Below are 25,397 nucleotides of genomic sequence, written 5' to 3' on the forward strand. Positions count from 1 at the left end.
TCAGCGTCCGCCGAAGCGGCGTTCGCGGCCTGCAAAGGCCGCCAGCGCCTCGTCCAGATGTCCTGGCGTGAAATCAGGCCACAGCACATCGGTGAAATACATCTCCGCATAGGCGGCCTGCCAGAGCAGAAAATTGGAAAGGCGCACTTCGCCAGAGGTCCGGATCAACAGATCCAGCTGCGGAAGGTCCGCCGTATCCAGATGGCGGGAAATGCTCTCCACGGTCACCGGGCCTTCCTGTGCAGCCAATTGCGCCGCACGGGCAATTTCCTGCTGCGCGCCATAATTCAGGGCGACCACCAGAGTTACGCTGCCGTTCCGGGTCCGCTCGATTGCATCGTCGAGCATGTGAACAATGTCGGGCTCCAGCGCCTTGTAGTCGCCGATTATCTTCAAGCGCACGCCATTGGCGATGAATTCCGGAAGGTCGCCTTTGATGAAGCGGCGCAGCAGCCCCATCAGATCGGAAATCTCGTCCTGCGGGCGTTTCCAGTTTTCTGAAGAAAAGGCGTAAAGCGTGAGGCACTCGAGCCCCATGCCCCGCACTGCGCGGACAAGACGCCTTACGGATTCAACCCCTCGCTGATGCCCGACGGCGCGCGGCAGATGGCGGCGCTTCGCCCAGCGCCCGTTACCATCCATGATGATCGCGACATGGCGCGCACCATGCGCGGCCCCCGGCCCGCATAGGTCGGACGATGCCGCGACATATGCATCGCCATCGTGCCTCTCGTCTTCGCTCGCGGCTAACGGAGAGGGAGACTGGTCGCTCACTGGCCGAGAATTTCCTTTTCCTTCTGGGCCGCAACCTCGTCAGTCTGCTTGATGTACTGATCGGTCAGCTTCTGGACCTCGTCTTCGGACCGCTTGCGCTCATCCTCGCCGATTTCCTTCTTCTTCTCGTCTTCCTTCAAGGCTTCCATGCCGTCACGACGGACATTGCGAATGGCGACCTTGGCCTTCTCCGCATATTGCCCGGCCAGCTTGGCCAGTTCCTTGCGGCGTTCCTCGGTAAGATCCGGGATCGGCAGGCGGATCGTCTGCCCGTCGATCATGGGGTTCAGCCCCAGGCCTGCCTTGGCGATAGCCTTTTCCACCGGGTTCATGTTGGAACGATCCCACACCTGCACGCTGAGCATGCGCGGTTCGGGCGCGGAAACGGTGGCCACCTGATTCAGCGGCATCATCGCGCCGTAGACTTCCACGTGAATGGGATCGAGCAGCGCCGTATTGGCACGACCAGTGCGCAGGCCCGCAAGATCACCCCTCAACGATTCCACCGCGCCGGCCATCCGCCGCTCGAGATCTGCCTTGTCGTATTTTGCCATTGTCAGGGCTTCCCAGATTACCGTCTATTGCACCGTGGTCTGCACGCCCTCGCCCGCGAGAACGCGTGCGAGATTACCCTCTTCGCGGATCGAGAATACCACGATCGGGATATTGTTGTCGCGGCACAGGGCCACGGCGGAGGCGTCCATCACCTTGAGATTGTCGGCCAGCACCTTGTCATAGCTGACCTTATCGAACCGCACTGCATCGGGATTGATCTTGGGATCGGAATCATAGATCCCGTCAACGCTCGTTCCCTTCAGCAATGCGTCGCATTTCATTTCTGCCGCGCGAAGGGCTGCGCCGCTATCCGTCGTGAAATACGGGCTGCCGACGCCTGCGGCGAAAATCACGACCCGCCCCTTTTCAAGATGCCGTTCGGCGCGGCGGCGGATCACCGGTTCGCAAACCTGGTCCATCTGCACGGCGGACTGCACCCGCGTGTGGACGCCGATCTGTTCCAGCGCGCTCTGCATCGCCAGCGCATTCATCACCGTGGCCAGCATGCCCATATAGTCGGCTTGGGCACGATCCATGCCCTGGGCAGCACCGGCCATGCCGCGGAAAATATTGCCACCGCCAATCACCAGACAGATTTCAAGGCCGGAATCCCTGGCGGCTTTAATTTCCTTTGCCAGTTCCAGCACAAAGGCAGGGTCTATCCCGAATTGCTGATTACCCATCAGCACTTCGCCCGAAAGCTTCAGAAGGACACGTTTGAAGCCGGGTTTGGACATAGGATCAGGAACTCGCTCAATTTGCGGGGGCGCCGCCCTTATAGAGCGACGGTAAACGCTGCCAAGGGGTGGACACGCCTTGGCCGGGTATGAAAATCCCCGCGCGGAACGAGCCGCGCGGGGATAATTTCATCGCAGGTGGGCGATCAGCCCGCGACTGCGGCAGCGACTTCTGCGGCGAAGTCGCTCACTTCCTTCTCGATGCCTTCGCCGAGCTGGAAGCGGACATAGTCCTTCAGCACGATCTTGGCGCCAGCTTCCTTGCCGGCCTGATCGACGACCTGCTGGATCGGGGTCTTGTTATCCATGACGAAGACCTGCGAGAGCAGCGCGTTTTCCTTGGCGAACTTGGCAATCGCGCCATCGACCATCTTGGCCTGAACTTCGGCGGGCTTGCCGCTCTCGGCAGCCTTTTCCTCAGCGATAGCGCGTTCGCGGGCGATCAATTCCTGGTCAAGGCCATCGACATTCAGAGCCAGCGGGAAAGCCGCGGCGATGTGCATCGCCAGCTGCTTGCCGAGAGCTTCGAGCACATCGGCGGGAGCCGAGCTTTCGAGCGCCACCAGCACGCCGATCTTGCCGAGGCTCGGCGCAACCGCATTGTGCATGTAAGGAACGATCACGCCTTCGCTGACCGAAACGGTCTTGATACGGCGAACCTGCTGGTTCTCGCCAATGGTCGCGACATTGTTGGTCAGCTTCTCGCCAACGGTCCCGCCATCGGGATAGGCGGCAGCCTTCAGCTGCTCGACATCGTCGCCATCCACGCCCAGGGCAACCTGAGTGGTCTTGCGAACGAAGTCCTGGAACTGGTCGTTCTTGGCGACAAAGTCGGTCTCGGAGTTCACTTCCACGGCAACGCCGCGAGTGCCTTCCACGGCAACGCCCACAAGACCTTCGGCCGCAGTGCGGCTCGACTTCTTGGCGGCGGCGGCCAGGCCCTTGGCGCGTAGAGCGTCGACGGCAGCCTCGATGTCGCCATTGGTCTCGTCGAGAGCCTTCTTGCAGTCCATCATGCCGGCGCCAGAGCGCTCGCGCAGGGCTTTCACGTCAGCGGCAGTATAAGCAGCCATTGTTCTGTCCTTTTGAAATTATGCCACGGCACCGGGCCAATCGGCTGACCCGGCGCCGCTAGACGGCAATTATGCCAGTTCGGTTACGCTCAGGCCGAAGCTTCGGCGCCGGCTTCCGCTTCCACGGCAACTTCCGCGATTTCTTCAACCGGGGGCGCATCCATGGCGCCGATGTCACGGCCCGAGTCGACCACGCCTTCGTGGTTGCCCTTGGTGGCAGCCTGGGCGATCGCGTCGCAATAGAGGCGCACAGCGCGGCTGGCGTCATCGTTGCCCGGGATCGGGAAGGCAATGCCCGAGGGATCGACGTTGGTGTCGAGCACGGCCACGACCGGAATACCCAGCACGTTGGCTTCCTTGATCGCCAGCTGTTCGACATTGGCGTCGATCACGAACATCACGTCCGGAATGCCGCCCATGTCGCGGATGCCGCCCAGCGAGAGCTGAAGCTTTTCATGCTTGCGGGTAAGGTCCAGGATTTCCTTCTTGGTGAGACCCGAAGTGTCACCCGAAAGCTGTTCCTCGATCGTCTTCATCTTCTTGATCGACTGGCTGATCGTCTTCCAGTTGGTGAGCATGCCGCCCAGCCAGCGGTGGTTGACGAAATACTGGCCGCTGGCACGGGCCGCATCAGCAATCGGCTCCTGCGCCTGACGCTTGGTGCCGACGAACAGCACCTTGCCGCCATTGCGGACGGTACCCGAAACGAATTCAAGCGCGCGGGCCATCAGCGGCACGGTCTGCGACAGGTCGATGATGTGAACACCGTTGCGGGCGCCGAAGATATACGGCTTCATCCGCGGGTTCCAGCGGTGGGTCTGGTGGCCGAAGTGAGCGCCGGCCTCGATCAATTGCTGCATGGTGACGGTAGGAGCCGCCATAGATAATTCCTTTCCGGTTGTTCCGCTGGAAGGCTGGAACCGGGCGGAGATCCCGCCAACGGCACCGGTATGTGCGCCTTCCATGTGAATTAGCTTCGGCCCGAACCAGCAAAATGCGCAGCTCTTGCCTAAGCGGCCTGCCCCTTAGCGCCGAATATCAACAAAATCCAGCACGAATCCGGCAGCCCGCAACTGCGTATTTCACAGGATCAGGGAATGCTGCTTGACAGCTTGGAACAAATAGAGAACATTGTTCCTCATCAAGTCCGGCAAAGCGAAGCGACTCAGCTTTCCTACCACCTTCCCGGGCTTATCCACAAGCCTTCCACAGCCCTTTCAAGGCGCGGAAGCAAGCATGGAGCGGTTCGATGACGATTCTTACCCTTCTTTTTGTGACTGCCGGCCTTGTCTCGTTCGCCGTGCTGGCGCGTTCCTGCGCTGCAGCCATCGCCGCCTTTGGAACGCTGCGCCGCGCCCTTGCCCATTGCGACGATGTGGTGGTCGCCCGCGTAACGATATCGGAACAGCGAGCGACGTGCCTGCGGCTCGTCAGTTCGACGCAGCTTACGCCGCGCGCTCCGCAGTCTGACGAATTGCGCGCTGCCGCCTGATCCTGCCATAGCTGATAATCCCCCAGGGCATCAGGGCCAGATAGATCAGACAGATCGCCGCCAGGGTCCACCAAGGTTCGGTCAGCAGGGCGGCAAAGGCAATCCCCACAACTGCTATCACGCCCAGCCGCGCGCTGCGCCGCGGACGGAGTGACGTCCAGCTCAATGTGGCGACGCTGGATATCATCAGGAAGGCGATAGCCGCCACCCAGATCGCAATCAGGATGGGTTCGCGGAATATCTCTTCACCGCTGGCCATCCAGAGATAGAGCGGCACGAATGCCAGCCCAGCCCCAATCGGCGCAGGAACACCCGTGAGGAAACCTGCGGATTTATGCGGCTGTTCGTCCATGTCGATCCGCGCATTGAAACGCGCAAGGCGCAGGGCGCAGCACAGGGCAAAGAACAGCGCCGCGAACCAGCCGAAACGCGGAAGCCCCTGCAGGGACCAGAGATAGAGAATCAGGGCCGGAGCCATGCCGAAGGACAGGGAATCGGCCAGGCTGTCGAGTTCCGCACCGAAACGGGACTGCGCCTTGAGCAAACGGGCGATGCGGCCGTCGATTCCGTCCAGCAAACCAGCGAGTACAACGGCGAATACCGCACGTTCCCAATCGCCGTTGATTGCAAAGCGCACGCCGGTAAGACCCGCGCACAGGGCGCCGGCCGTAATTGCGTTGGGAAGAACCGCACGGAGCGTAAGCCCCGGCGCGCGGTGCCGCGCCACTGCATGCTCCCCTTCCGAGGCCTTCGGCCCCACGGGTTCGAGCGAATCGCCCTCGCCCGGAACACTCACTGGCTGACACCTTCGATCAATTGCCGCTTGCCGATCTCAGCCAGCACCGTCTCACCCGCGATCACCTTCTGCCCCATGAGAACCTTGGGATCGGTGCCCGCCGGAAGATAGACGTCCACGCGGCTGCCGAAGCGAATGAGGCCGACCCGCTGGCCGATTGCCAGCATGTCGCCCGGCTTCACGAAGGGAACGATTCGACGGGCAACCAGCCCTGCGATCTGGGTAAAGCCGATCTGCAGGCCATCCGCCCGCTCGATCAGGATGTGCTGGCGTTCATTTTCCTCGCTGGCCTTGTCGAGGTCAGCGTTCATGAATTTACCGGGGATGTAGATTACCCGCCGCACGGTACCGCCCACGGGCGCGCGATTGATGTGCACATCGAACACCGACATGAAGATCGAGACGCGCGTAACCTTGCCGCTGCCCAGCCCGCGAGAGCCGCTGCCGTCATCCATGAGCAATTCGAGCGGAGGCTCCACTTCCTGGATCAATGTCACCAGCCCGTCAGCCGGCGAAACGATATAGCTATCGTCCTGCGGCACGACGCGTTCGGGATCGCGGAAGAAGGCGAACACGCCGAAGGTCAGCAAAACCAGCGGCCAGCCGACGATCTCCCAATCGAGACCGATCAGGAAGACAAGGCTGATCACTGCTGCGATCACGCCGAATTTGCGCCCTTCGGGATGAATTGCTGGCCAGCGCCATGCAGCTTCACCCCGGCCCTTGTTGTCCAATATCTCACCGGCCATGGAAGCCTCCTAAGGGTTAGCGTGCAGTGCTACAACCCATGACGGGCGTAGGCGCACCGATGCGGGCACCAAGAGTCCCGCCTGATCCAGCGGGATAGCAATGAGCCTGTTTGAGGGGCAGCGGTGGTGGACAGGGCTGGATTCGAACCAGCGTACGCTTGCACGGGCAGATTTACAGTCTGCTGCCTTTAACCACTCGGCCACCTGTCCACACCATTGCCGGTGCCGGGTCACCCCGGAATTTTGACCCTTCAGCGAAGGGCCGGTCCGGCCGAGAGGCGCCCCAATGACGAAGCGACGCTTGCCTGTCAATGGGGTGACTGGCAGGAGCGCCAGGAAGATTTCGGCGAATGGCGCCAAAAAGGGAGTAAAGATGGCGAAGCGTGGGGAAAAGCGGGCGTTGCGTGGGCGTGCCGGGCGAATGCAGGGCGGACGCGGCAGCGGCCGTGCGTCACAGGGTTATGTACGCCTGTGGGGGCGCCATGCGGTCGAAGCGGCCCTGAAAAACCCCGAAAGGCGCCATCGCAAGCTGTGGGCGACGCGCGAAGGCATCGAATCGCTCGATGGCGAACTGCCTGCGAATTTCCCGCTGGAATATGCCGATGGGCAGGATCTGGCCCGGCTGGTGGCGCGCGATGCGCCCCATCAGGGACTTGTCCTCGAATGCGAGCCGCTGGAAGACATCCACCTGGATGAAGTGCTGGACGGCGACCCTGCCCGGCCGCTGGTGATTCTCGATCAGGTGACCGATCCGCATAATGTTGGTGCGATTCTACGTTCGGCCGCCGCCTTCAATGCCTGCGCCGTCGTCACGCAGGATCGCCATGCCCCGCCCGAATCCGGCGTGGTCGCCAAATCCGCATCCGGCGCGCTGGAAATCGTGCCCTGGGTGCGCGTGGTGAACCTCTCCCGCGCGCTGGAAGAAGTGGCCGAGGCCGGATATTGGCGCATCGGCCTGGCCGGCGAGACCGACGCGACCCTGGGGCAAGTAATGCCTTCCGGTCCGGTTGCACTGGTGCTCGGCGCGGAAGGCGAAGGGCTGCGCAACAATGTGGCGGCGCATTGCGACGCCCTCGCCCGGTTGCCGATCAGCCAGCAGATGGAAAGCCTCAATGTATCCAACGCGGCCGCGATTGCGCTCTATGCGGTAGCATCGCGCGAAACCGCCTGATCTGGAGACCAAGCGATGACGGGAATGAAGGGATTCAGCAGCGCGGCTCGCAGCGCAGTTCTGGCAGTCGGCCTCGCCCTGCTGCTGACAGGCTGCTTCCTTTCGCCTGGCAAGTTCGATTCGGCGCTCGAAATCCGCAAGGATGGCGCCTTCGCCTTCAGCTACAAGGGCGAGATCTACGTCCTTGGGCTCAGCAAGCTGGCGGAGATGGGCGATGCATTGGAAAGCGACCAGCCTTTCGAGGCATCGCCCTGCTATGATGAGAACATAGACGAGCGGGAATGCAGCGACGAGGAGATCGAGCAGCAGAAACGCGACTGGGAAGTGAGCAAGGCTAACAAGAAGGCCGAGGATGCGCGCAACGCCAAGGCATTCGGTGCGATGTTCGGCGGGATCGACCCGAGCGACCCTGCCGCTGCCGAGGAACTGGCCGCCAGCCTGCGCCGCCAGCACGGCTGGAACAACGTCGAATATAAGGGTGACGGGCTCTATGTAGTGGACTTCGCGGTCGCCGGCCGGCTGGATCACGATTTCACCTTCCCCGTGCTGGAAGGCTCTGCCCTTTCAAACAATTTCGTGATCGCCAATCGGCGCAATGGCGGCGTCGTGCGGGTCGATGCGCCCGGCTATGCGGTGCAGTCCAGTTCCCCGAGTGCATCCAGCGGGCTGCTGCAAGCCGCGTCGCTCTATGGCGAGGATGAAGCGGAAGGCGCCGATTCACCGCGAATCCCGGAACTGAACGGGACTTTCACCATCACCACGGATGCCGCCATTCTGGCGAATAATACCGATGAAGGTGCGCAGGCCTCCCCCAAGGGGCAAATGCTGAGCTGGAAGGTCAACCGCCGCAAGACGAATGCGCCCATGGCGCTGATCCAGCTGACCCGCTGAGCGCGCAGGGGCACTCCTTCGCCGCCGGAGGAGCTGTCCCGCGCGCAGGCAGCCTCTGCCCCAGACAGAAAAAAGCCGCGTCCACCCAAGGGTAGACGCGGCTTTTTCTTGCGGTCGCGAGGCGTAGCGGCCGCATGGAAATCCGCTTAGTTGACGGAGTCCTTCAGACCCTTGCCCGCCTTGAACTTCGGCTGGCTGGAGGCCTTGATGGTCATCGGTTCGCCGGTGCGCGGGTTGCGACCGGTGGAAGCCTTGCGCTTGGCAACCGAGAAGGTGCCGAAGCCCACCAGGCGGACTTCATCGCCCTTGGCGAGCGCTGCAGTGATCGTGTCGAACACGCCTTCCACTGCCTTGGTTGCGTCACTGCGGGAAAGTCCGCTGGCATCGGCAACAGCGCCGATCAGTTCGTTCTTGTTCATCGTAAAGGAACCCCCTCTGAGATGTGCCGGATTTGACTATGGTTTTGAATCGCCTCTCGGGTGGCCGGAATTGAGCGATTTTTGATCGCCCTGTCAAAGGCAAAACACACGCAATTGCGCGGTTTTTCACAATTTCAGTCTCGAACGCGACGAGACGTGCTTCCCGGCGGTGTCACAAGAGCAGTCGGCCCCCGTCACAAAACTGTCGTGACAGGGGCCGGACCGGTTCGAATCGCCCTTTCAGGGCAAATCTCAATGAGCGGTGGCGGAAGCGCCAGACCCCACTGAAGCGGGATTCGGCTGGCTGGCCAGATCGTCTTCCTCGCTCCATTCGATAGGTTCGGGCATGGCGGTAAGCGCCCGCTCCAGCACCTGATCGACATGGCTGACAGGCAAGATTTCCAGCCCCTGCTTCACATTGTCGGGAATCTCGGCGAGATCCTTACGGTTCTCTTCCGGGATCAGCACCGTCTTGATGCCGCCGCGCAGCGCTGCAAGCAGCTTTTCCTTCAGCCCGCCAATCGCCAGTACCCGTCCGCGAAGGGTTACTTCGCCGGTCATCGCCACGTCCGGGCGCACGGGAATGCCCGTGAGCGAGGACACGATGGAGGTCACCATGCCGATACCGGCGGAAGGTCCATCCTTCGGCACCGCCCCTTCGGGCAAGTGGATGTGGATGTTCTTGCGCTGGAAGATCGAGGGTTTGATGCCATAGGCCGGTGCCCGCGCCTTCACGAAGCTGAAGGCCGCCTGCACGGACTCGTTCATCACTTCGCCCAGCTTGCCGGTGGTCCGCACCTCGCCCTTGCCGGGCGTGGTCACGCTTTCGATGGTCAGCAATTCGCCGCCCACTTCGGTCCAGGCAAGGCCCGTCACCGCGCCCACCTGCGCCTCTTCATCCGACATGCCGTGGCGATATTTGCGCACGCCCGCATAGTCGGCGAGATTTTCCGGCGTGATGGTAACGCTTTGCGCCTTGCCTTCCAGGATCGCACGCAGGCTCTTGCGCGCCAGCCGGGCGATTTCACGCTCCAGCGTACGCACGCCCGCCTCGCGGGTGTAGTAACGGATAAGGTCGCGCAGGCCTTCATGGGTGAGCGTGAACTCGCCCTTCTTCAGCCCATGCGCCTTTACCTGCTTTTCGATCAGGTGCCGTTCGGCGATCTCGACCTTTTCGTCTTCCGTATAGCCTTCCAGCCGGATGATCTCCATGCGGTCGAGCAGCGGCTGCGGCAGGTTCAGGCTGTTCGCCGTGCAGACGAACATGATGTCCGAAAGATCGATATCGACCTCCAGATAATGGTCCTGGAACTTGGCGTTCTGTTCCGGATCGAGCACTTCGAGCAGAGCCGCCGAGGGATCGCCCCGGAAATCCTGACCCAGCTTGTCGATCTCATCGAGCAGGAACAGCGGGTTGGAAGTGCCGGCCTTCTTCAGGTTCGACACGATCTTGCCCGGCAGCGAGCCGATATAGGTGCGGCGGTGGCCGCGAATCTCGGCCTCGTCGCGCACGCCGCCCAGCGACTGGCGGATGAATTCGCGCCCGGTCGCCTTGGCGATGGACTTGCCGAGGCTGGTCTTGCCCACGCCCGGAGGGCCGACGAGGCACAGGATCGGCCCCTTCAGCTTGTTGGAACGGGCCTGAACCGCCAGATATTCGACGATCCGGTCCTTCACCTTGTCCAGCGCGTAGTGATCCTGATCGAGCACGGCCTGCGCCCGGCCAAGATCCTTCTTGAGCTTCGACTTCTTGCCCCAGGGCAGGCCCAGCAGCACGTCGAGATAATTGCGCACCACGGTTGCCTCAGCGCTCATCGGCTGCATGGTCTTGAGCTTCTTCAGCTCGGTCAGCGCCTTGGTGCGGGCTTCCTTGGACAGCTTGAGCTTTTCGATCTTATCCTGAAGCTCGGCGATTTCGTTGGCTTCCTCGCCATCGCCGCCCAGCTCGCTCTGGATCGCCTTGAGCTGCTCGTTGAGGTAATATTCGCGCTGCGTCTTTTCCATCTGGCGCTTCACGCGCCCACGGATCTTGCGCTCCACCTGCAGGACGGACAGCTCGCCTTCCATGAAGCCATAGGCCATTTCCAGCCGCTTCATGGGATCGCGTTCGGTTAGCAGGGCCTGCTTGTCGGAAACCTTGGCGTTGAGATTATGGGCGATCATGTCCGCCAGGCGCGAGGCATCGTCGATCTCGGCCAGTTCCTGCTCAAGCTCCTCGGGAACCTTCTTGTTGAGCTTGGCATATTCGGCGAACTGCTCGACCACGCTGCGCATCATCGCGGCCACTTCGGTGCCGCCGGCGAATTCGGGTTCCGTCTGCTCGACCTGGGCGACCACGAAGCCGCCTTCCTCGCGCAGGCTTTCCAGCTTTGCGCGCTGCTGGCCTTCCACCAGCACGCGCACGGTGCCGTCGGGCAGCTTCAGCAATTGCAGCACCTGGGCGACCACGCCCATGTCGTACAGATCGTCACGATCGGGATCGTCACAACCCGGATCGAGCTGGGCGACAAGGAAGATGTCCTTGGAGCCCGCCATCGCCTCTTCAAGCGCCGCGACAGACTTTTCGCGACCCACGAAGAGCGGAACGACACTGCCGGGGAAAACGACAATGTCGCGCAGGGGAAGAAGGGGGTAGAGGTTCATTACGCCGCTATATCCAGATTTCTGATGCGCCGCATAGGGCGCAGGGAAGGATTTCCCATCATTTAACGGGGAATATGGGTAGCCTGCCCGCCCGCTGCAATGGGCGGAAGCCATTCATGTTCATGATTGGTTTCCAGCCGAAGTTGACAAGGTTGACACTGTGCAGAGCGGAAATCGCGCTTCCCCCGCGGCAATCTCCGGGCGGGGTCGGGATAGCGAGAATCTGGCGGAAATACGGGCATATCCGCACTGTGGCACATGCGGGCGATGTAGGAAAACAGGGATTTCCCGGCATTCGGTGGGCCAGGGGGCGGCGGGCCTGGGGGCGGCGGGCCTTGACGCTTGCAGCAATGACGCTAGGGCCGCCGCGACCTTTAGAAACCCAACTCCTCATGCTTTCCCGCATCCTCCTCACCACTGCCGCGCTAGAGCGCCAGCACGCCTTCGGCCATCTGGGATGGCTGCGCGGAGCTTTGGGCGCCGCGCTGGGAATATTTCTGGCAGGCGCGGTCACTTACGGTGTCGTCCACCTGATGGGCGGAGCGGCGGGCATGGGCGCCTTGCCCTGGCTGGTCGCACCGCTGGGCGCATCGGCGGTGCTGGTGTTCTGCGTTCCGGCAAGCCCGCTCGCCCAGCCCTGGCCGGTGATCGGGGGAGACCTGCTTTCCGCGCTGATCGGACTGGCCGCCGGCCATCTGTTCGGCACACCCTGGATCGCGGCCGGCGCGGCGGTGGGCGCGGCTATCGCGGTGATGACGCTCACTCGCTGCCTTCACCCGCCGGGCGGCGCCTGCGCCCTGCTCTGCGCGCTGGGAGCCACCGGGGCGGAGCACTGGAACTATGCCCATATGATCCCCTTTGCCGCCAATGTCGGCACGCTGGTGCTGGTGGGCTGGCTCTACAATAATCTCACGGGCCATGCCTGGCCCCATGTCATGCCCAAGCCCCCTGCTCCGGCAAACGAAACGCTCTACCGGCGCGAGGATCTGGACGCGGTGCTGGAGGAATGGGACGAGTTGCTGGACGTCGATGCAGACGATCTGGATGCCCTGTTCCAGGCAGTGCAACGCCGCGCGCGCAGCCGGGTGATGTCGGGCGGCAGCGGGCGCTAGGCCCGGCTCGGTCCGATCCCGCGCATTATGGTGGATATTTCGTTTCCCACCTGACAGGCCGCAGGGTTACCCTCCTCTTCCTCAACAGGAGAGGAGAAAGAAATGGACATGACCAGAAAGCTCACTGCCGAACTGATCGGCACATTCTGGCTGGTGTTCGGCGGATGCGGATCGGCGGTGCTGGCTGCGGCTTACCCCGAACTGGGGATCGGCTTTGCGGGCGTGGCGCTGGCATTCGGCCTGACCGTGCTGACGATGGCCTATGCGCTGGGCGGCATTTCCGGCGGCCATTTCAACCCGGCTGTCTCGCTGGGGCTGGCCGTGGCCAACCGCTTCAGCTGGAAAGAGCTCATCCCCTACTGGATCGCGCAAGTGCTGGGCGCCGCAATTGCAGGGGCGGTGCTTTATGCAATCGCCAGCGGCAAACCCGGCTTTGAAGCGGGCGGCTTCGCCTCCAACGGCTTCGACAATCTGTCACCGGGCGAATATTCGCTGCGCGCGGCCCTGATCGTGGAAATCGTGCTGACCGCAGGCTTCCTGATCGTCATTCTGGGCGCGACTTCCAAGGCGGCACCGGCCGGGTTCGGCGGGCTGGCCATCGGGCTGGCGCTGACGCTGATCCACCTCGTTTCTATCCCGGTGACCAACACCTCCGTCAATCCCGCACGTTCGACCGGGGTTGCGCTGTTTGCTGAAACGGCCGCGCTCGGCCAGCTTTGGCTGTTCTGGGTCGCTCCGCTGGTCGGCGGCGCATTGGGAGCCATCATCTGGCGCTATCTGCTCGCCTCCGAAGCCACCGAGGGAGAAGCGACCGAGGCCTGAAACGGAACCGCCCGGCAAATTGATGCCGGGCGGTCCTGTTCCTGCGTGAATTACGCCGCTCAGCCCATGCCGGGCAGGTTGAAGCCGGGCGGCAGGCCCATGCCGCCCTGGATCTTCTGCATTTCCGTATTGGCGGCATAATCCGCCTTGGCGCGGGCATCGTTGAACGCGGCCGTCACCAGATCTTCCAGCATCTGCTTGTCTTCCGGCACAATCAGGCTGTCATCAATCGAGACGCCCAGAATGCGGCCCTTGGCGGTGCAGCGGATTTTCACCAGCCCGCCGCCTGCGACGCCTTCCACCTCGATATTGTCCAGCGCGACCTGCGCATCGTTCATCTGCTTCTGGATGGTCTCGGCCGCCTGCTGCGCTGCCTTGAGCATTTCTTCCATAGACTTCATGGCATTACCCTTGGATATTCATAGTGTTTACAATGTTAGCGGCGGCCCCACTGGCGCTGGTTGCCTTGTGCGGGCGGTTCTTCCTCCACCAGCTCGGCGCCGGGGAACGCGTTAAACGCGGCTTTCACCAGCGGCGCCTCGCGGATGCGGCGCACCTCGTCGGATTTGGCGTTCTCCACTGCCTCCACCAGCGTGGAAGCCCCGCCTTCCGCCACACGCTCAATCTCCCAGCGTTCGCCGGTGATCTTCATGAAGGCGTCGCGCAGTTCGGCCGAAAGGTCTTCCTTGAACGGCGGGGCCAGCGAATAGACCAGCCGCCCGGGCGCGATGTCCACCACCCTCACCTGCAGCTTCATCTTGTTCGCCAGCGTCATATGGCCGGGAAGGCCCGAATGTTCGATCTGCTCGACAAGCTCGGGCCAGCTGACTGCCGGGGCCGCTCTTGCCTGCACCGGCGCATCGCCGCCGGAACTTGTCGAACCGCCGGATGAAGGCGCCCCGGTAAAGGCTCCGCTCGCCGCCATTTCCTCCAGCTTCTTCGCCAGAGTGCCGGGATCGGGCATATCCGCCGCATGCATCACGCGCAAAAGCGCCATCTGCGCCGCCACCAGCGGATCGGGCGCCTGACGCACTTCGTCATGCCCCTTCAGCAGCAATTGCCACAGGCGATGCAACTGGCCGGGGCTGAGCTTTTCGGCCCATTCCTCGATCAGCGCGCGTTCTTCCGCCGTCGCCGCCTCACCCGCGCGGCCGATCTGCGCAACCGTGATCCGGTGGCAGACATCCATCAGCGAACGCATCAGGGCGAGCGGTTCGACGCCCAGCGAATATTGATTGTCCACCAGCGCCAGCAGGCCCTGCGGATCGCCGTTCAAAAGGGCGGCGAACAGCGTGCGCAAGGCGCTGCGATCCGCCAGGCCCAGCATATCGCGCACACGTTCGCCCGTGACCTTGCCGCCAGTATCGAGATCGGCATGGGCAATCGCCTGATCGAGGATCGAGAGCCCATCGCGCACCGAACCTTCGGCAGCGGCGGCGACCATGGCCAGCGCATCATCCTCCGCTTCCACGCCTTCCTTCACGCAGATCCCGGCGAAATGCTGCTGAAGCAAGGGGGCGGGAATGCGGCGCAAATCGAACCGCTGGCAGCGGGAGAGCACCGTAACCGGCAGCTTATCCACTTCGGTCGTCGCGAAGAGGAACTTCACATGCGCAGGTGGCTCCTCAAGTGTCTTGAGCAAGGCATTGAAAGCATTGCGCGAAAGCATGTGAACTTCGTCAATGATGTAGATCTTGTAGCGCGCAGAAACGGCGGCATAGCGCACCGCCTCGATGATCTCGCGCACGTCGTCCACGCCGGTATGGCTGGCAGCGTCCATCTCGATCACGTCGATATGGCGGCCTTCGGCAATGGCGATGCATGGTTCGCACTTGCCGCAGGGCGAGATGGTCGGTCCGCCCTGCCCATCCGGCCCGACGCAATTGAGCGCCTTGGCGATCAGGCGCGCGGTGGAAGTCTTGCCCACCCCGCGCACGCCGGTCATCAAAAAGGCATGAGCCAGCCGGTCGCGCGCGATGGCGTTGGCCAAGGTCTTCACCATCGCATCCTGGCCGATCAGCTCGGCAAAGGTCTGCGGGCGATATTTGCGGGCCAGCACGCGATAGGGCTGAGCGGCGGCAGGCTTGGGCTCAACCGGGGCCGCAGCCGCAGCGGCGGCCAGCGGGGCAGGCTTTTCCGGCCCGGAATCGACCGGCCCGCCAAACAGTGCGGATTGGCCTGCGGCCTCAAGCTCCGCAGTGCTGGGCTGCGTCTCTTCCTCGCCGTCGATGTGGGGTGAATCGGCCATGGGCCCTAGGTAGGGGGTCGGCGCCGAATTGTCAGTGATAAAAGGAGCCGGACGCCCTGGCTGGAGGGCTGCTCCGGCCCGCGCGCCCACCCGGCCACCCAATCAGAGTGTATGCTTTGGGAGGCCGGGTGGGGGCGCGGGCTGGTGCCGCATCTTGCAAAGGAGCCGGCCGACCCGCCGCTGACCGTTGTGGCTGCTTCCTTCCGGACCTGACCAGGTTGGCGGACGCAAACGTCCGACCGACTCCCGGGCGGGCATATGGCGGGGATCAGGGTGGATTGCAAGACGTTAGCCCCTCCTGTGAAGAGGGGGGGACCAGTTCTTACCGAAAATTATCGGCGTAGGCCTGAATCTTCAGCGCGCGCGGCGGGGTGGCATGGACGCGGGCCGGGATACCGTGCTTGGCGGCATAGGCCTGCGCGGCTTCCTGGCTCGGGAACTTCAGCTGCACCTGCTGCTGCGTGTCACCGCTGCCAGCCCAGCCCATCAGCGGATCGGGCTTCTTCGCCTCGGCCGGATCGAATTCGAGAATCCACTGGCCAAGCAGGGCTTTGCCGGACTGCATGGCGTTTTTCGGGCGTTGGTAGATGCGTGCGCTCATGGAAAAGAGCCTTTCGTCAAAAGCGCGAGTCGAATCAAGTGCGTGTTGTGGCGTTGAAGGCGTTCTTTGTCTTCAGGCTGGGCGCTTCGGCCCATGGTTCGTCCGGCCAGCGGTGCTTGGGATAGCGTCCCTTCATGTCCTTCACCACATCGCGCCAGCTGCCGCGCCAGAAAGCGGGGAGGTCACGCGTGGCCTGAACCGGGCGCCCGCCGGGGCTGGTAAGCTGGAGCAACAAGGGCTGCGGCGGCTGGCCAATCATGGGATGCCGGTCCAGCCCGAACAGGGCCTGCACCCGCACTTCCACGCTGGGGCCGCCATCTGCGTCATAATCGATCGCATGCTGCGTGCCCGCCGGGCTGGTCCATTCGCGCGGGGCCAGCCGGTCGAGCTTCTGGCGCGAATCCCAGTCCAGACGATTGAGCAGCGCCTCGGTCAGCGCGCCCCTGGGCAGATCGAGATCCCGGCGCTTTTCCAGCAGCGGGGCGAGCCAGTCATCGGCCTCAGCCGCCAGAACTTCCAGCGAAAGCGCCTCCAGCCCGGCGTGGCGTGCGCGGGCCATCAGGGTTTTCGGCAGGATATCCGCCAGCTTTTCCCGAGCCTTATCCACAAGCAATGCAGTAACCGCCACCGGGTCCGGCTTCGGATCGGGGCCACTGGCCAGCGTGATCGCACCCAGCCGCCTCTCCAGCCGGGCCTCTACCCGGCCTTCCGCCGCGTTCCAGTTGAGGACGGAGCGCCGTTCGATCAGGCGGGCAAGGTCGCGCTCCACCTCTTCGGAGGAGAGCGGCCATGCGGCGGTAATCCGCGCGGCCTGCGCCCTGCCCTGCGCATCGCCAATGGCGAGCCATTCCGCCCGCGCCAGCGGGGATGCAGGATCGAGCGTGTAGCCCCGCCCGCCCGCACTTATCCAGCTTTCGCCCGAGGCATCGCGGCGGCGGGCGAGATTGTCCGGTAGGGCACGGGCGAGGAGCGTTCCCAAATCCACAAAATCCGTTCGTCCCGAGCCGGGCGTAGCGGCGATGAGACCGCTCGCCCGCTTCGCCCAGCCGTCGGCCAGCTTGCGCGAAGCCTCTGCGCGGGGCGAACGGTCGCCGTTCCAGCGTGAGAGGCGCTGCGCCAGATCCTCGCTGCGCCCACCCAGCCCGCGTTCCTGCAGCAGCAGCGCCAGCCGGGCTGCGCCGCGCGCATCGCCAGCCTCCGCCCCGAACAGCACCATGGCCGCAAGCGGCGGCTCCATCGGCAATTGGGCAAGCTTGCGCCCGAACTCGGTAATCCGCCCTTCCCCATCGAGCGCCCCCAGCGCTGCGAGGCGCCCACGCGCGGCGGAAAGCGCGGCGGCGGGCGGCGGATCGATCCACGCCATCGCCGCCGGATCGCCTGCACCCCATTGCGCCAGAGCCAGCACCAGCGGAGCGAGGTCTGCAGTCAGCATCTCCGGCGGATCGAAGGCGGGCCGCCCGGCATGGGCACCTTCTTCCCACAGACGATAGGCGACACCCGGCCCCTGTCGCGCCGCGCGGCCCGCGCGCTGGGCAGCCGAAGCCTGGCTGGCGCGTGTAGTGACGAGATGCGTCACGCCCGCCGCCAGATCGAACTCTGCCCGGCGGGCCAGCCCGCTATCCACCACCACCGACACGCCATCCAGCGTGAGCGAGGTTTCCGCGATGGAAGTGGCCAGCACGATACGGCGGCGGCCTTCACTGTCCCGCTTTATGGCAATGTGCTGGCCCTGGGGTTCCACCTGTCCATGCAATGGCAGGATCGGGACATTGGGCAGCTTTTCGGCCAACCGCTCGCGCGTGCGTTCGATCTCGCCGACGCCGGGCAGGAAGGCCAGAATGTCGCCCTGTTCTTCCCGCCAGGCGGTAAGGATGGCGGAGGTCATCGCATCCTCGACGCGCAATTCCGGGCGGCTGCCCAGCCAGACGAAGCGCAGCGGATGGGCCTTGCCCTCGCTCTCCACTACCGGCGCATCGCCCAGCAGGCCGGCAAAGCGCGTGCCGTCGATCGTGGCGGACATGACAATCAGGCGCAGATCGTCGCGCAGAACCTGCTGGCTTTCCACCGCAAGGGCAAGGCCGAGGTCGCTGTCCAGATGCCGCTCATGCGCTTCGTCGAACAGCACGGCGGAAACCCCCGCCAGTTCCGGATCGTCGAGGATCTGCGCAACGAAGATAGCCTCCGTCATCACCACGATCCGCGTCTTGCCGGACATCTTGCTATCCAGGCGAGTGAGATAGCCCACCGTCTCGCCGGGCTTTTCGCCCAGCAGTTCCGCCATCCGTTCGGCAGCGGCGCGAGCTGCAACGCGGCGGGGGGAAAGCAGGATCACCTTGCCGCTGCACCACCCCTGCCCCAGCAGCGAGGGAGCCACCGAAGTGGTCTTGCCCGCGCCGGGCGGGGCAATCAGCACGGCGGAATTATGCGCGCGCAGGGCGCCGAGAAGCTCAGGCAGGACAGCGTGGATGGGAAGATCGGTCACGTCCTGCCCATATCGTCATGCCGGGCTGGAGTGCACGAAATATGTGGCTGGTCACCCCGGACCTGTTCCGGGGGCCCGCTTGTTTTTCGCGAAAGGCACCAAGAAAGCAGCACCAAGCAGCCCATCGGCATCATCCCGGTATCGCCCACATATTCAAATAGCTGGACTCCGGAACAGGTCCGGAGTGACAGTGAAAAATCAATAGCCGCGCGAAACCGCGAATTGCGCCGCTTCCACCATCGCTTCGCGCGCCTTGGTGGCAGGGAAGATCGACAGGGCATCGATCGCGCGCTGAGCGAAATGCCGGGCGCGTTCGCGCGTGGCGTTCACCGCGTCATGGCTCTGGATCAGTTCCACCGCATGGGCGAGGTCCGCATCGGAAGTGCGATGCCCCGCAATGGCGGCGCGCCAGAAGCTGCGTTCTTCCTCGCTGCCACGCGCATAGGCGAGAATGACCGGCAGGGTCATCTTGCCTTCGCGGAAATCGTCACCGCGATCCTTGCCCATTTCAGCAGCGTCGGAGGAATAATCCAGCGCATCGTCCACCAGCTGGAAGGCAATGCCCAGATTGCGCCCGTAATCGTCCAGCGCCTGTTCTTCCGCCTCGCTACGCTCCGCCACCACGGCGGCTATGCGACTGGCGGCGGCGAAGAGAGCGGCCGTCTTGGAACTGATGATCGAGAGATAGCGTTCCTCGCTCGTCTCGATCTGGCGTTGAGCGGTCAGCTGGTCCACTTCGCCTTCGGAAATCACCGAGGATGCGTTGGAGAGGATCTTCAGCACCTTCAGGCTGCCATCTTCCACCATCAGCTCGAACGAACGGGTGAACAGGAAATCGCCCACCAACACGGTGGCGGGATTGCCGAAGATGATGTTGGCGGCCGCCTTGCCCCGGCGCATATCCGATCCATCAACCACATCGTCGTGCAGCAAGGTGGCCGTGTGGATGAATTCCACAGCTGCGGCCAGCTTGTGATGGCGGGTGCCCTGATATCCGATCAACTCTGCCCCCGCGAGGGTCAGCATCGGGCGCATGCGCTTGCCACCGCCCGAAATCAGATGGCCGGCAAGGGCGGGAATCAGCGGGATCTCGCTTTGCATCCGATCAAGGATCACCGCGTTGACGGCGTTCATCGCCGTGGCAGTGAGGGACAGGATCGGGGCCAGCGACGGCTCCTTGCGGGGAAGCGGAATAACCTGAGCGCTCATGTGTCCTGCCCATGGAAGCTGACAGGCCGCTTGGCAAGCGTGGAATGTGTGCTAGGGCCAGTGCTTACCGCCCGACAATCGTCACGATCAGCGATAGCGATGAACAACGAAACCGCCCCAGATCCCACCCTTGCCGGCTTCCGCAAGAGCATCGACAACATCGATGCCGCGCTGATTCACATGCTGGCAGAACGTTTTCGCATCACCAAGGCGGTGGGCGAATACAAGGCCACCTCCCACCTGCCCGCGAGCGATCCGGGCCGCGAGGAACGCCAGATAGCCCGCCTGCGCGCCCTGGCGACCGAGGCGGACCTCGATCCGGAATTCAGCGAGAAGTTCATCCGCTTCGTGATCGATGAAGTGATCCGGCACCATATGCAGGCGAAGAACGGGAAGTAGTTTCCCCGCTACTTGCCACATCCACCCAGCCTGAGCTTGTAGAAGGCCACGTGCTGTGGGTTGCTACGGGATCGACCGCTTTCCCGCGTCCTTCAACAGGCTCAGGACGAACGGGCGTGGTGCCGGAGGCTGGCCGGATTCTAACCCGCCCTCGGCAGCCGCAATTCCACCAGCAGCCCGCCCAGATCCTCGCTCTCACCCAGAGTGACACTGCCGCCATAGATTTCCGCCACGTCGCGCACGATGGCGAGACCAAGGCCGGTGCCGGGCTTGCTCGTATCCAGCCGCGCGCCGCGGTCAAAGATGCGGATGCGCTCGCTTTCGGGGATGCCCATACCGTCATCCTCCACCTGGATCACGCAATCCGCCGCTTTGGGATCGGCGTCGATCGTCACGAACACGCTGCCGCCGCCATATTTGGCCGCATTCTCGATCAGATTACCGAGGATTTCGTCCAGATCCTGCCGCTCGATGGCCACCTGCGCATTGCGATTGCCGTCGAGGTCGAAGCGCGTTGTGTCATAGAGGCGAGTGACGGCGCGCAGCACTGCCTCCACGCTCTCGCCCACATTGGCGCGGGACAGGCCCACCGCACGGCGGCCCACAGCCCGCGCGCGGGCGAGGTGATGGTCCACCTGCCGGCGCATCACGGCGGCCTCACGGATCACCGTGTCGGCCAGATCGGGCGCCTTGGCGGTGGCAGCGTTCATCACCACGGTGAGCGGCGTCTTGAGGGCATGGGCAAGATTGCCCGCATGAGTGCGCGCTTCTTCCGCCTGCTTGTCCGAATGGGCGAGCAGGGCGTTCAGTTCCTCCACCAGCGGCTGCACTTCCAGCGGCAGCGGATCGGTCACACGATTGGCGCCGGTAGTGCGCATCCGCTTGATCGCCAGCCGCACGCGGCGCAACGGGCCTAGGCCATACCAGGTCTGCAGGCCAGCCATCAGGAACAGGCCCATGCCCAGAACAACGAAGCTCCAGAACAGGATCGAACGAATGCGCCTGATCTGGGCATCCAGATCGTCACGGCTGGCCGCCACCACGAACCACCATTCGGTATCGCTGCCCGGCAGTAGGATGGTCCGTTCCATCACCCGCAATTTCTCGCCCGCAAACTGGTCGCTGTCATAGATGCGGGGGGCGGCCAGGAAGTGGCTGTAATCGACCTTGAGCGTGCGATCCCATAGCGAGCGCGAGGCGAAATCATCGTGCCCCTTGCCGGTGATCTGCCAGTAAAGGCCGCTATTGGGCTCCAGAAAGCGCTGATCGCCCAGAGGACGGTTGAACAGCACTTCGCCATCGGGCCCGATCTCTACCGAGCCGACCATGGCGGTGAGCATGTAATCCAATTGCTCGTCGAAACTGCGCGTAACCAGCCCGGTCAGCGTCCGGTCCAGCGCCAGGCCACCCAGCAGCAGCAGGATCGTGATCCAGCCCGCCGCGATGAACATCATGCGCCGGGCAAGGCTGCCCGTATAGGGCACGTCGTCCGGCACGGCTCCCGCAGCGGCGACAGCTTCCCCGGAGGCGACGCCCTGTTCTGGCGCCGTCATCGCGGGCGCGTCATTCGCGGGGGGCGTCTTGCGGGTCGTCGAGGCTATATCCAAGGCCACGGATCGTCGTGATCACATCAGAACCCAGCTTCTTGCGAATGCGGGTGACGAAGACCTCGATCGTATTCGAATCGCGGTCGAAATCCTGATCGTAAATATGTTCGATCAGCTCAGTCCGGCTCACTACCTTGCCCTTGTGGTGCATCAGGTAGCTGAGCAATTTATATTCCTGCGCAGTCAGCTTCACCGGCTCGCCTGCCAGAGTGACGCGGCCCGACCGGGTATCAAGCCGGACATCGCCAGCGGTCAGCTCGGATGAGGCATTGCCCGATGCGCGGCGGATAAGCGCGCGCAGGCGGGCAATCAGTTCCTCGGTCTGGAAGGGCTTGGCGAGATAATCGTCGGCACCCGCATCGAGCCCGGCCACCTTGTCGGACCAGCTGTCACGCGCAGTCAGCACCAGCACGGGGAAACCCCGCCCTTCCTTGCGCCACATGCCCAGCACGGTCAGCCCGTCAATCTCAGGCAGGCCGAGATCGAGGATCACGGCGTCGTAATCCTCCGTACTGCCCATGAAATGCCCGTCTTCCCCGTCAGTGGAGAGGTCCACGGCATAACCGTTCTGTTCCAGCGTATTCTTGAGCTGCTGGCCGAGAGTGGGTTCGTCCTCGACTATCAGAATCCGCATCGCGTCATTCCCTGTATGGTCCGCCGGTGCTCCGGACGGCGCAAGTACTGTAACCTGCTTTGGTTCCTTGCGCGGAATGCGTCAACCAAGAGACGGGCCGCCCGCCTATTCGCTGCGCGAAAGGACGCGGCCGGAGCGCGCATCGACATCGACGAATACGACCCTGCCGTTCCGGATGAATTTAAGGCGATAGGCCTTGGCAACCGAATCATACGCCGGCCCCAGATATTGCATGTCGCCCATCTGGGGGATGACCCGGCGTTCGATTTCCTTGAGCGGCAAGACATTGCCCGCGCGCATTTCCTTGCGCGCCGCGCCCTGATCGTCACGGTTCTGCGATTGGGCGAAAGCCTGCGGAGCGCTCAGGCCGGTAAGGGCCAGCGCACCAAGAGCGAACGGAGCAAGAAGGGAAGCAATCTGCCTGAACATTATGTGCCTGTGCCTAGGGATAGAGCCTTGAACAAGGTGTGAATGAGGCGAAACTGTGGCGTTCATCTGAGCAGTGCGGGGCCATGCCTTTGCGCGCCTCATCGCGCAAGACTTTCCGGCGGACAGTTCCCGTGCTGGACGCAGCCCCCCTGCCCCGCTACTGGCCCGGCCCATGGCTGAACCACCGATTTTGAGCTGGGAAGGGCTCGGGCTTATCCAGGGCAGCGGCTGGCTGTTTCAGGATATCGACCTGCATGTCGGCCCGCGCGACCGCATTGCCCTGATCGGGCGCAATGGCGCGGGCAAGACGACCCTGCTCAAGCTGATCGACAATCTGATCGAGGCGGACAAGGGCAAGCGCAGCATCAAGCCGGGCACCCGCGTGGTCATGCTGCAGCAGGAACCGGATTTCACCGGCTACGAAACGCTGATGGACTATGCCCTGTCCGGCCCGGATGCGCCGGCCCGGCACGAAGTGGAAGCCATTGCCGGGCAGATCGGCATCGACCTTACTCGCACGGCCAAAAGCGCCAGCGGCGGCGAGAAGCGCCGCGCCGCCCTCGCCCGCGCGCTGGCCAGCGATCCCGACCTGCTGCTGCTGGACGAACCGACCAACCATCTGGACCTTGCCGCGATCGACTGGCTGGAAGACTGGCTCAATCGCTACAAGGGCGCCTTCATCGTCATCAGCCACGACCGTACGTTTCTTACCCGCCTGACCCGCGCGACCATGTGGCTCGACCGGGGTAGCCTGCGCCGCAAGGAAGTGGGCTTCGGCGGTTATGAGGCCTGGGAAGAACAGGTCTTCGCGGAGGAAGCCCGCGCCGCGGAGAAGCTGGACGCCAAGCTGAAGCTGGAAGCACACTGGCTGGAACGCGGCGTCACCGCCCGGCGCAAGCGCAATCAGGGCCGCCTTGAAAAGCTCTGGGAAATGCGCGCCCAACGCGCCGCCATGCTGACCCCGGGCGGCACCGCCAAGCTGGCCCTGAAGGCTGACGATACCAAGACGAAATCCGTCATCGTGGCAGAGCATGTCACCAAGCGTTTCGGAGACGGAGAAAACCAGCGCACCATCATCCGCGATTTCAACCTGCGCATCCAGCGCGGGGACCGGATCGGCATCGTCGGCTCCAATGGCGCGGGCAAGACGACCCTGCTCAAGCTGCTGACCGGCGAGATCCAGCCCGATGAGGGGCAGGTGACGCTGGCCAAGACCCTGTCCGGCGTGATGATCGACCAGCAGCGCAGCCTGCTGAGCCCGGACAAGACCGTGCGCCAGATCATCGCCGAAGGGGGTGACTGGGTGGATGTGCGCGGCGTGCGCAAGCATGTGCAGGGCTATCTCAAGGAATTCCTGTTCGATCCGGCCATCGTTGACATGAAAGTGGGCGTTCTGTCGGGCGGAGAACGCTCCCGCCTGTTGCTGGCGCGCGAATTCGCCCGCGAATCCAACCTGCTGGTGCTGGACGAACCAACCAACGACCTCGATCTCGAAACGCTGGACCTGCTCCAGGAAGTGATCGCCGATTATGAAGGCACCGTGCTGATCGTCAGCCACGACCGTGACTTTCTTGATCGCACCGTTACCGTCACGCTGGGGCTTGATGGCAGCGGCTCGGTTGACATCGTCGCGGGCGGCTATGCCGATTGGGAAGCCAAGCGCAAACAGCGTAACGCACCCGGCAAGGCGAAGCCGAAGGCGGACAGCGCCGGGGCCGCTCCGCCGCCCCCTCCCCCGCCGCCGAAGCGCACCAAGCTGTCCTATAAGGACCAGCGCGATTACGAAATTCTGCCCAAGCGGATCGAGGAACTGGAAGCTGCCATCGCCCGGGATGAGGAAGCAATGGCGGACCCTGCGCTCTACACGCGCGATCCTGCCCGCTTCGCCAGCCTGTCCGACGCAATCGCCAAGGCTCGCGAGGAAAAGGACGCGGCAGAGATGCGCTGGCTGGAACTGGCGGAACAGGTCGAGGGATGAGCGATCTCCACCGGGAGATTGCCACCTGTACGCTCTGCGCCCCCTTCCTGCCGCTCGGCCCCCGGCCGGTCGTGCAGTTTTCGCCCACCTCGCGCCTGCTGATCGTCGGGCAGGCGCCCGGCACGAAAGTGCATGATAGCGGCATCCCCTGGAACGACGCCAGCGGTGCCCGCCTGTGTGAATGGACCGGGCTCACGAATGAGGAACTGCACGATCCGGCCCATGTGGCCATCGTGCCCATGGGCTTCTGTTATCCCGGCAAGGGCAAGAGCGGAGATTTGCCGCCGCGCCCGGAATGCGCGGCCCTGTGGCACGAACGCGTGCTGGCCCGGATGGCGGACATTCGCCTCACTCTGCTGGTCGGCGCCCATGCCCAGCTGCGCTATCTGCCGCAGACCCGCAAGCTGACCATGGGTGAGCGGGTGCGCCGCTTTCAGGAATTCGGCCCGGCCTTCTTCCCCCTGCCCCACCCTTCGTGGCGCAGCACCATCTTCATGCGGCAGAACCCGTGGTTCGAGGCAGAGGTGGTTCCGGCCCTGCGCAGGGCGGTGGCAGGCGCTCTGGCCGACTGAGCCG

General features: G+C 63.6%; 25 protein-coding genes, 1 tRNA gene and 1 other RNA gene. 8 read left to right on the top strand and 19 right to left on the bottom strand.

Annotated elements, in window-relative coordinates; translation table 11 throughout:
- From uppS to rpsB, 5 genes are all read right to left on the bottom strand, one after another.
- Window positions 1–648: a polyprenyl diphosphate synthase gene (gene uppS / locus H0274_RS05770; RefSeq protein WP_319018210.1), complete on the bottom strand. Its 648-nt coding sequence runs from the start codon at window positions 646–648 to the stop codon at window positions 1–3.
- 122 nt (window positions 649–770) lie between these two features.
- Window positions 771–1,328, bottom strand: a complete 558-nt coding sequence (gene frr / locus H0274_RS05775) for a ribosome recycling factor (protein ID WP_226793948.1) — start codon at window positions 1,326–1,328, stop codon at window positions 771–773.
- A gap of 24 nt (window positions 1,329–1,352) precedes the next feature.
- Entirely contained in the window at window positions 1,353–2,066 is a 714-nt protein-coding gene (gene pyrH, locus H0274_RS05780; RefSeq protein ID WP_226793949.1) for a UMP kinase, read from the bottom strand.
- Between the two features lie 146 nt (window positions 2,067–2,212).
- Entirely contained in the window at window positions 2,213–3,139 is a 927-nt protein-coding gene (gene tsf / locus H0274_RS05785) for a translation elongation factor Ts (RefSeq protein ID WP_226793950.1), read from the bottom strand.
- Window positions 3,140–3,228: 89 nt separating this feature from the next.
- Entirely contained in the window at window positions 3,229–4,020 is a 792-nt protein-coding gene (rpsB, locus tag H0274_RS05790) for a 30S ribosomal protein S2 (protein ID WP_226793952.1), read from the bottom strand.
- A gap of 368 nt (window positions 4,021–4,388) precedes the next feature.
- Between rpsB and H0274_RS05795 the strand changes: the two genes are divergently transcribed.
- Window positions 4,389–4,631 (top strand): hypothetical protein, encoded by a 243-nt coding sequence (locus H0274_RS05795; protein ID WP_226793954.1) that lies wholly within the window; start codon window positions 4,389–4,391, stop codon window positions 4,629–4,631.
- Here the strand turns inward: H0274_RS05795 and H0274_RS05800 are convergent.
- The 3 genes from H0274_RS05800 to H0274_RS05810 all read right to left on the bottom strand — a co-directional run bounded on the left by H0274_RS05800 (window position 4,585) and on the right by H0274_RS05810 (window position 6,386).
- Entirely contained in the window at window positions 4,585–5,391 is an 807-nt protein-coding gene (locus H0274_RS05800; protein ID WP_226794454.1) for a CDP-alcohol phosphatidyltransferase family protein, read from the bottom strand. The two genes, H0274_RS05795 and H0274_RS05800, sit on opposite strands and share 47 nt — an antisense overlap.
- Before the next feature lie 32 nt (window positions 5,392–5,423).
- Entirely contained in the window at window positions 5,424–6,176 is a 753-nt protein-coding gene (locus H0274_RS05805; RefSeq protein ID WP_226793956.1) for a phosphatidylserine decarboxylase, read from the bottom strand.
- Between the two features lie 124 nt (window positions 6,177–6,300).
- Window positions 6,301–6,386 (bottom strand) — tRNA-Tyr (locus H0274_RS05810).
- 163 nt (window positions 6,387–6,549) lie between these two features.
- Between H0274_RS05810 and rlmB the strand changes: the two genes are divergently transcribed.
- Both rlmB and H0274_RS05820 read left to right on the top strand, forming a co-directional pair.
- Window positions 6,550–7,347 carry a 23S rRNA (guanosine(2251)-2'-O)-methyltransferase RlmB gene (gene rlmB, locus H0274_RS05815; RefSeq protein WP_226793958.1) on the top strand — a complete coding sequence of 266 codons (798 nt, stop codon included), beginning with the start codon at window positions 6,550–6,552 and terminating at the stop codon, window positions 7,345–7,347.
- Window positions 7,348–7,362: 15 nt separating this feature from the next.
- The gene (locus H0274_RS05820; RefSeq protein ID WP_226793960.1) at window positions 7,363–8,238 is read left to right on the top strand and encodes a hypothetical protein; all 876 of its coding nucleotides are present in this window, start codon (window positions 7,363–7,365) and stop codon (window positions 8,236–8,238) included.
- A 146-nt stretch (window positions 8,239–8,384) separates the two neighbouring features.
- On the opposite strand, the gene H0274_RS05825 is transcribed toward H0274_RS05820, so the two are convergent.
- On the bottom strand, window positions 8,385–8,657 hold the full coding sequence (locus tag H0274_RS05825; protein ID WP_054529503.1) for an HU family DNA-binding protein: 273 nt from the start codon (window positions 8,655–8,657) through the stop codon (window positions 8,385–8,387).
- Window positions 8,658–8,909: 252 nt separating this feature from the next.
- Window positions 8,910–11,300 (bottom strand): endopeptidase La, encoded by a 2,391-nt coding sequence (lon, locus tag H0274_RS05830; RefSeq protein ID WP_226793962.1) that lies wholly within the window; start codon window positions 11,298–11,300, stop codon window positions 8,910–8,912.
- 392 nt (window positions 11,301–11,692) lie between these two features.
- Here lon and H0274_RS05835 point away from each other — a divergent pair, with 392 nt between their 5' ends.
- Window positions 11,693–12,412: an HPP family protein gene (locus H0274_RS05835; protein WP_226793964.1), complete on the top strand. Its 720-nt coding sequence runs from the start codon at window positions 11,693–11,695 to the stop codon at window positions 12,410–12,412.
- A gap of 108 nt (window positions 12,413–12,520) precedes the next feature.
- Entirely contained in the window at window positions 12,521–13,234 is a 714-nt protein-coding gene (gene aqpZ / locus H0274_RS05840) for an aquaporin Z (protein ID WP_264295549.1), read from the top strand.
- Window positions 13,235–13,293: 59 nt separating this feature from the next.
- On the opposite strand, the gene H0274_RS05845 is transcribed toward aqpZ, so the two are convergent.
- The 6 genes from H0274_RS05845 to H0274_RS05870 all read right to left on the bottom strand — a co-directional run bounded on the left by H0274_RS05845 (window position 13,294) and on the right by H0274_RS05870 (window position 19,774).
- Window positions 13,294–13,635, bottom strand: coding sequence for a YbaB/EbfC family nucleoid-associated protein (locus H0274_RS05845; protein WP_226793967.1), 342 nt, complete (start codon window positions 13,633–13,635; stop codon window positions 13,294–13,296).
- A gap of 35 nt (window positions 13,636–13,670) precedes the next feature.
- Window positions 13,671–15,482 carry a DNA polymerase III subunit gamma/tau gene (locus H0274_RS05850; protein ID WP_226793969.1) on the bottom strand — a complete coding sequence of 604 codons (1,812 nt, stop codon included), beginning with the start codon at window positions 15,480–15,482 and terminating at the stop codon, window positions 13,671–13,673.
- Between the two features lie 155 nt (window positions 15,483–15,637).
- An RNA gene (gene ffs / locus H0274_RS05855) (signal recognition particle sRNA small type) lies at window positions 15,638–15,732 on the bottom strand.
- 72 nt (window positions 15,733–15,804) lie between these two features.
- On the bottom strand, window positions 15,805–16,083 hold the full coding sequence (locus H0274_RS05860; RefSeq protein WP_226793971.1) for an ETC complex I subunit: 279 nt from the start codon (window positions 16,081–16,083) through the stop codon (window positions 15,805–15,807).
- 34 nt (window positions 16,084–16,117) lie between these two features.
- Window positions 16,118–18,565: an ATP-dependent helicase HrpB gene (gene hrpB / locus H0274_RS05865; RefSeq protein ID WP_226793973.1), complete on the bottom strand. Its 2,448-nt coding sequence runs from the start codon at window positions 18,563–18,565 to the stop codon at window positions 16,118–16,120.
- 198 nt (window positions 18,566–18,763) lie between these two features.
- Entirely contained in the window at window positions 18,764–19,774 is a 1,011-nt protein-coding gene (locus tag H0274_RS05870) for a polyprenyl synthetase family protein (protein ID WP_226793975.1), read from the bottom strand.
- 99 nt (window positions 19,775–19,873) lie between these two features.
- Between H0274_RS05870 and H0274_RS05875 the strand changes: the two genes are divergently transcribed.
- The gene (locus H0274_RS05875) at window positions 19,874–20,173 is read left to right on the top strand and encodes a chorismate mutase (protein WP_226793977.1); all 300 of its coding nucleotides are present in this window, start codon (window positions 19,874–19,876) and stop codon (window positions 20,171–20,173) included.
- A gap of 140 nt (window positions 20,174–20,313) precedes the next feature.
- Here the strand turns inward: H0274_RS05875 and H0274_RS05880 are convergent, their stop codons facing one another.
- The 3 genes from H0274_RS05880 to H0274_RS05890 form a co-directional block, all read right to left on the bottom strand.
- Window positions 20,314–21,726, bottom strand: coding sequence for a sensor histidine kinase (locus H0274_RS05880; protein WP_413463464.1), 1,413 nt, complete (start codon window positions 21,724–21,726; stop codon window positions 20,314–20,316).
- Between the two features lie 10 nt (window positions 21,727–21,736).
- Entirely contained in the window at window positions 21,737–22,414 is a 678-nt protein-coding gene (locus H0274_RS05885; protein WP_226793979.1) for a response regulator transcription factor, read from the bottom strand.
- Window positions 22,415–22,519: 105 nt separating this feature from the next.
- A complete protein-coding gene (locus H0274_RS05890; protein WP_226793981.1) occupies window positions 22,520–22,843 on the bottom strand; it encodes a PepSY domain-containing protein in 324 nt (107 codons plus the stop codon).
- A gap of 172 nt (window positions 22,844–23,015) precedes the next feature.
- Between H0274_RS05890 and H0274_RS05895 the strand changes: the two genes are divergently transcribed.
- Window positions 23,016–24,821 carry an ABC-F family ATP-binding cassette domain-containing protein gene (locus tag H0274_RS05895; protein WP_226793983.1) on the top strand — a complete coding sequence of 602 codons (1,806 nt, stop codon included), beginning with the start codon at window positions 23,016–23,018 and terminating at the stop codon, window positions 24,819–24,821.
- A complete protein-coding gene (locus H0274_RS05900; protein ID WP_226793985.1) occupies window positions 24,818–25,393 on the top strand; it encodes a uracil-DNA glycosylase family protein in 576 nt (191 codons plus the stop codon). The genes H0274_RS05895 and H0274_RS05900 overlap by 4 nt, the downstream gene beginning before the upstream one ends.
- Window positions 25,394–25,397: the final 4 nt, after the last annotated feature.

Origin of the sequence: Fulverythrobacter ferritrahens, assembly GCF_020539485.1 — a bacterium.
Lineage (GTDB): Bacteria > Pseudomonadota > Alphaproteobacteria > Sphingomonadales > Sphingomonadaceae > Andeanibacterium > Andeanibacterium ferritrahens.

Coding starts and splice junctions, on each gene's coding strand:
- H0274_RS05900 (WP_226793985.1), top strand. CDS start 24,818: ATGAGCGATCTCCACCGGGAGATTGCCACCTGTACGCTCTGCGCCCCC.
- rpsB (WP_226793952.1), bottom strand. CDS start 4,020: ATGGCGGCTCCTACCGTCACCATGCAGCAATTGATCGAGGCCGGCGCT.
- H0274_RS05885 (WP_226793979.1), bottom strand. CDS start 22,414: ATGCGGATTCTGATAGTCGAGGACGAACCCACTCTCGGCCAGCAGCTC.
- frr (WP_226793948.1), bottom strand. CDS start 1,328: ATGGCAAAATACGACAAGGCAGATCTCGAGCGGCGGATGGCCGGCGCG.
- H0274_RS05890 (WP_226793981.1), bottom strand. CDS start 22,843: ATGTTCAGGCAGATTGCTTCCCTTCTTGCTCCGTTCGCTCTTGGTGCG.
- H0274_RS05860 (WP_226793971.1), bottom strand. CDS start 16,083: ATGAGCGCACGCATCTACCAACGCCCGAAAAACGCCATGCAGTCCGGC.
- pyrH (WP_226793949.1), bottom strand. CDS start 2,066: ATGTCCAAACCCGGCTTCAAACGTGTCCTTCTGAAGCTTTCGGGCGAA.
- lon (WP_226793962.1), bottom strand. CDS start 11,300: ATGAACCTCTACCCCCTTCTTCCCCTGCGCGACATTGTCGTTTTCCCC.
- H0274_RS05820 (WP_226793960.1), top strand. CDS start 7,363: ATGACGGGAATGAAGGGATTCAGCAGCGCGGCTCGCAGCGCAGTTCTG.
- H0274_RS05880 (WP_413463464.1), bottom strand. CDS start 21,726: ATGACGGCGCCAGAACAGGGCGTCGCCTCCGGGGAAGCTGTCGCCGCT.
- H0274_RS05795 (WP_226793954.1), top strand. CDS start 4,389: ATGACGATTCTTACCCTTCTTTTTGTGACTGCCGGCCTTGTCTCGTTC.
- rlmB (WP_226793958.1), top strand. CDS start 6,550: ATGGCGAAGCGTGGGGAAAAGCGGGCGTTGCGTGGGCGTGCCGGGCGA.
- tsf (WP_226793950.1), bottom strand. CDS start 3,139: ATGGCTGCTTATACTGCCGCTGACGTGAAAGCCCTGCGCGAGCGCTCT.
- H0274_RS05895 (WP_226793983.1), top strand. CDS start 23,016: ATGGCTGAACCACCGATTTTGAGCTGGGAAGGGCTCGGGCTTATCCAG.
- H0274_RS05805 (WP_226793956.1), bottom strand. CDS start 6,176: ATGGCCGGTGAGATATTGGACAACAAGGGCCGGGGTGAAGCTGCATGG.
- H0274_RS05870 (WP_226793975.1), bottom strand. CDS start 19,774: ATGAGCGCTCAGGTTATTCCGCTTCCCCGCAAGGAGCCGTCGCTGGCC.
- H0274_RS05875 (WP_226793977.1), top strand. CDS start 19,874: ATGAACAACGAAACCGCCCCAGATCCCACCCTTGCCGGCTTCCGCAAG.
- H0274_RS05850 (WP_226793969.1), bottom strand. CDS start 15,482: ATGGCCGATTCACCCCACATCGACGGCGAGGAAGAGACGCAGCCCAGC.
- H0274_RS05825 (WP_054529503.1), bottom strand. CDS start 8,657: ATGAACAAGAACGAACTGATCGGCGCTGTTGCCGATGCCAGCGGACTT.
- H0274_RS05835 (WP_226793964.1), top strand. CDS start 11,693: ATGCTTTCCCGCATCCTCCTCACCACTGCCGCGCTAGAGCGCCAGCAC.
- aqpZ (WP_264295549.1), top strand. CDS start 12,521: ATGACCAGAAAGCTCACTGCCGAACTGATCGGCACATTCTGGCTGGTG.
- H0274_RS05845 (WP_226793967.1), bottom strand. CDS start 13,635: ATGAAGTCTATGGAAGAAATGCTCAAGGCAGCGCAGCAGGCGGCCGAG.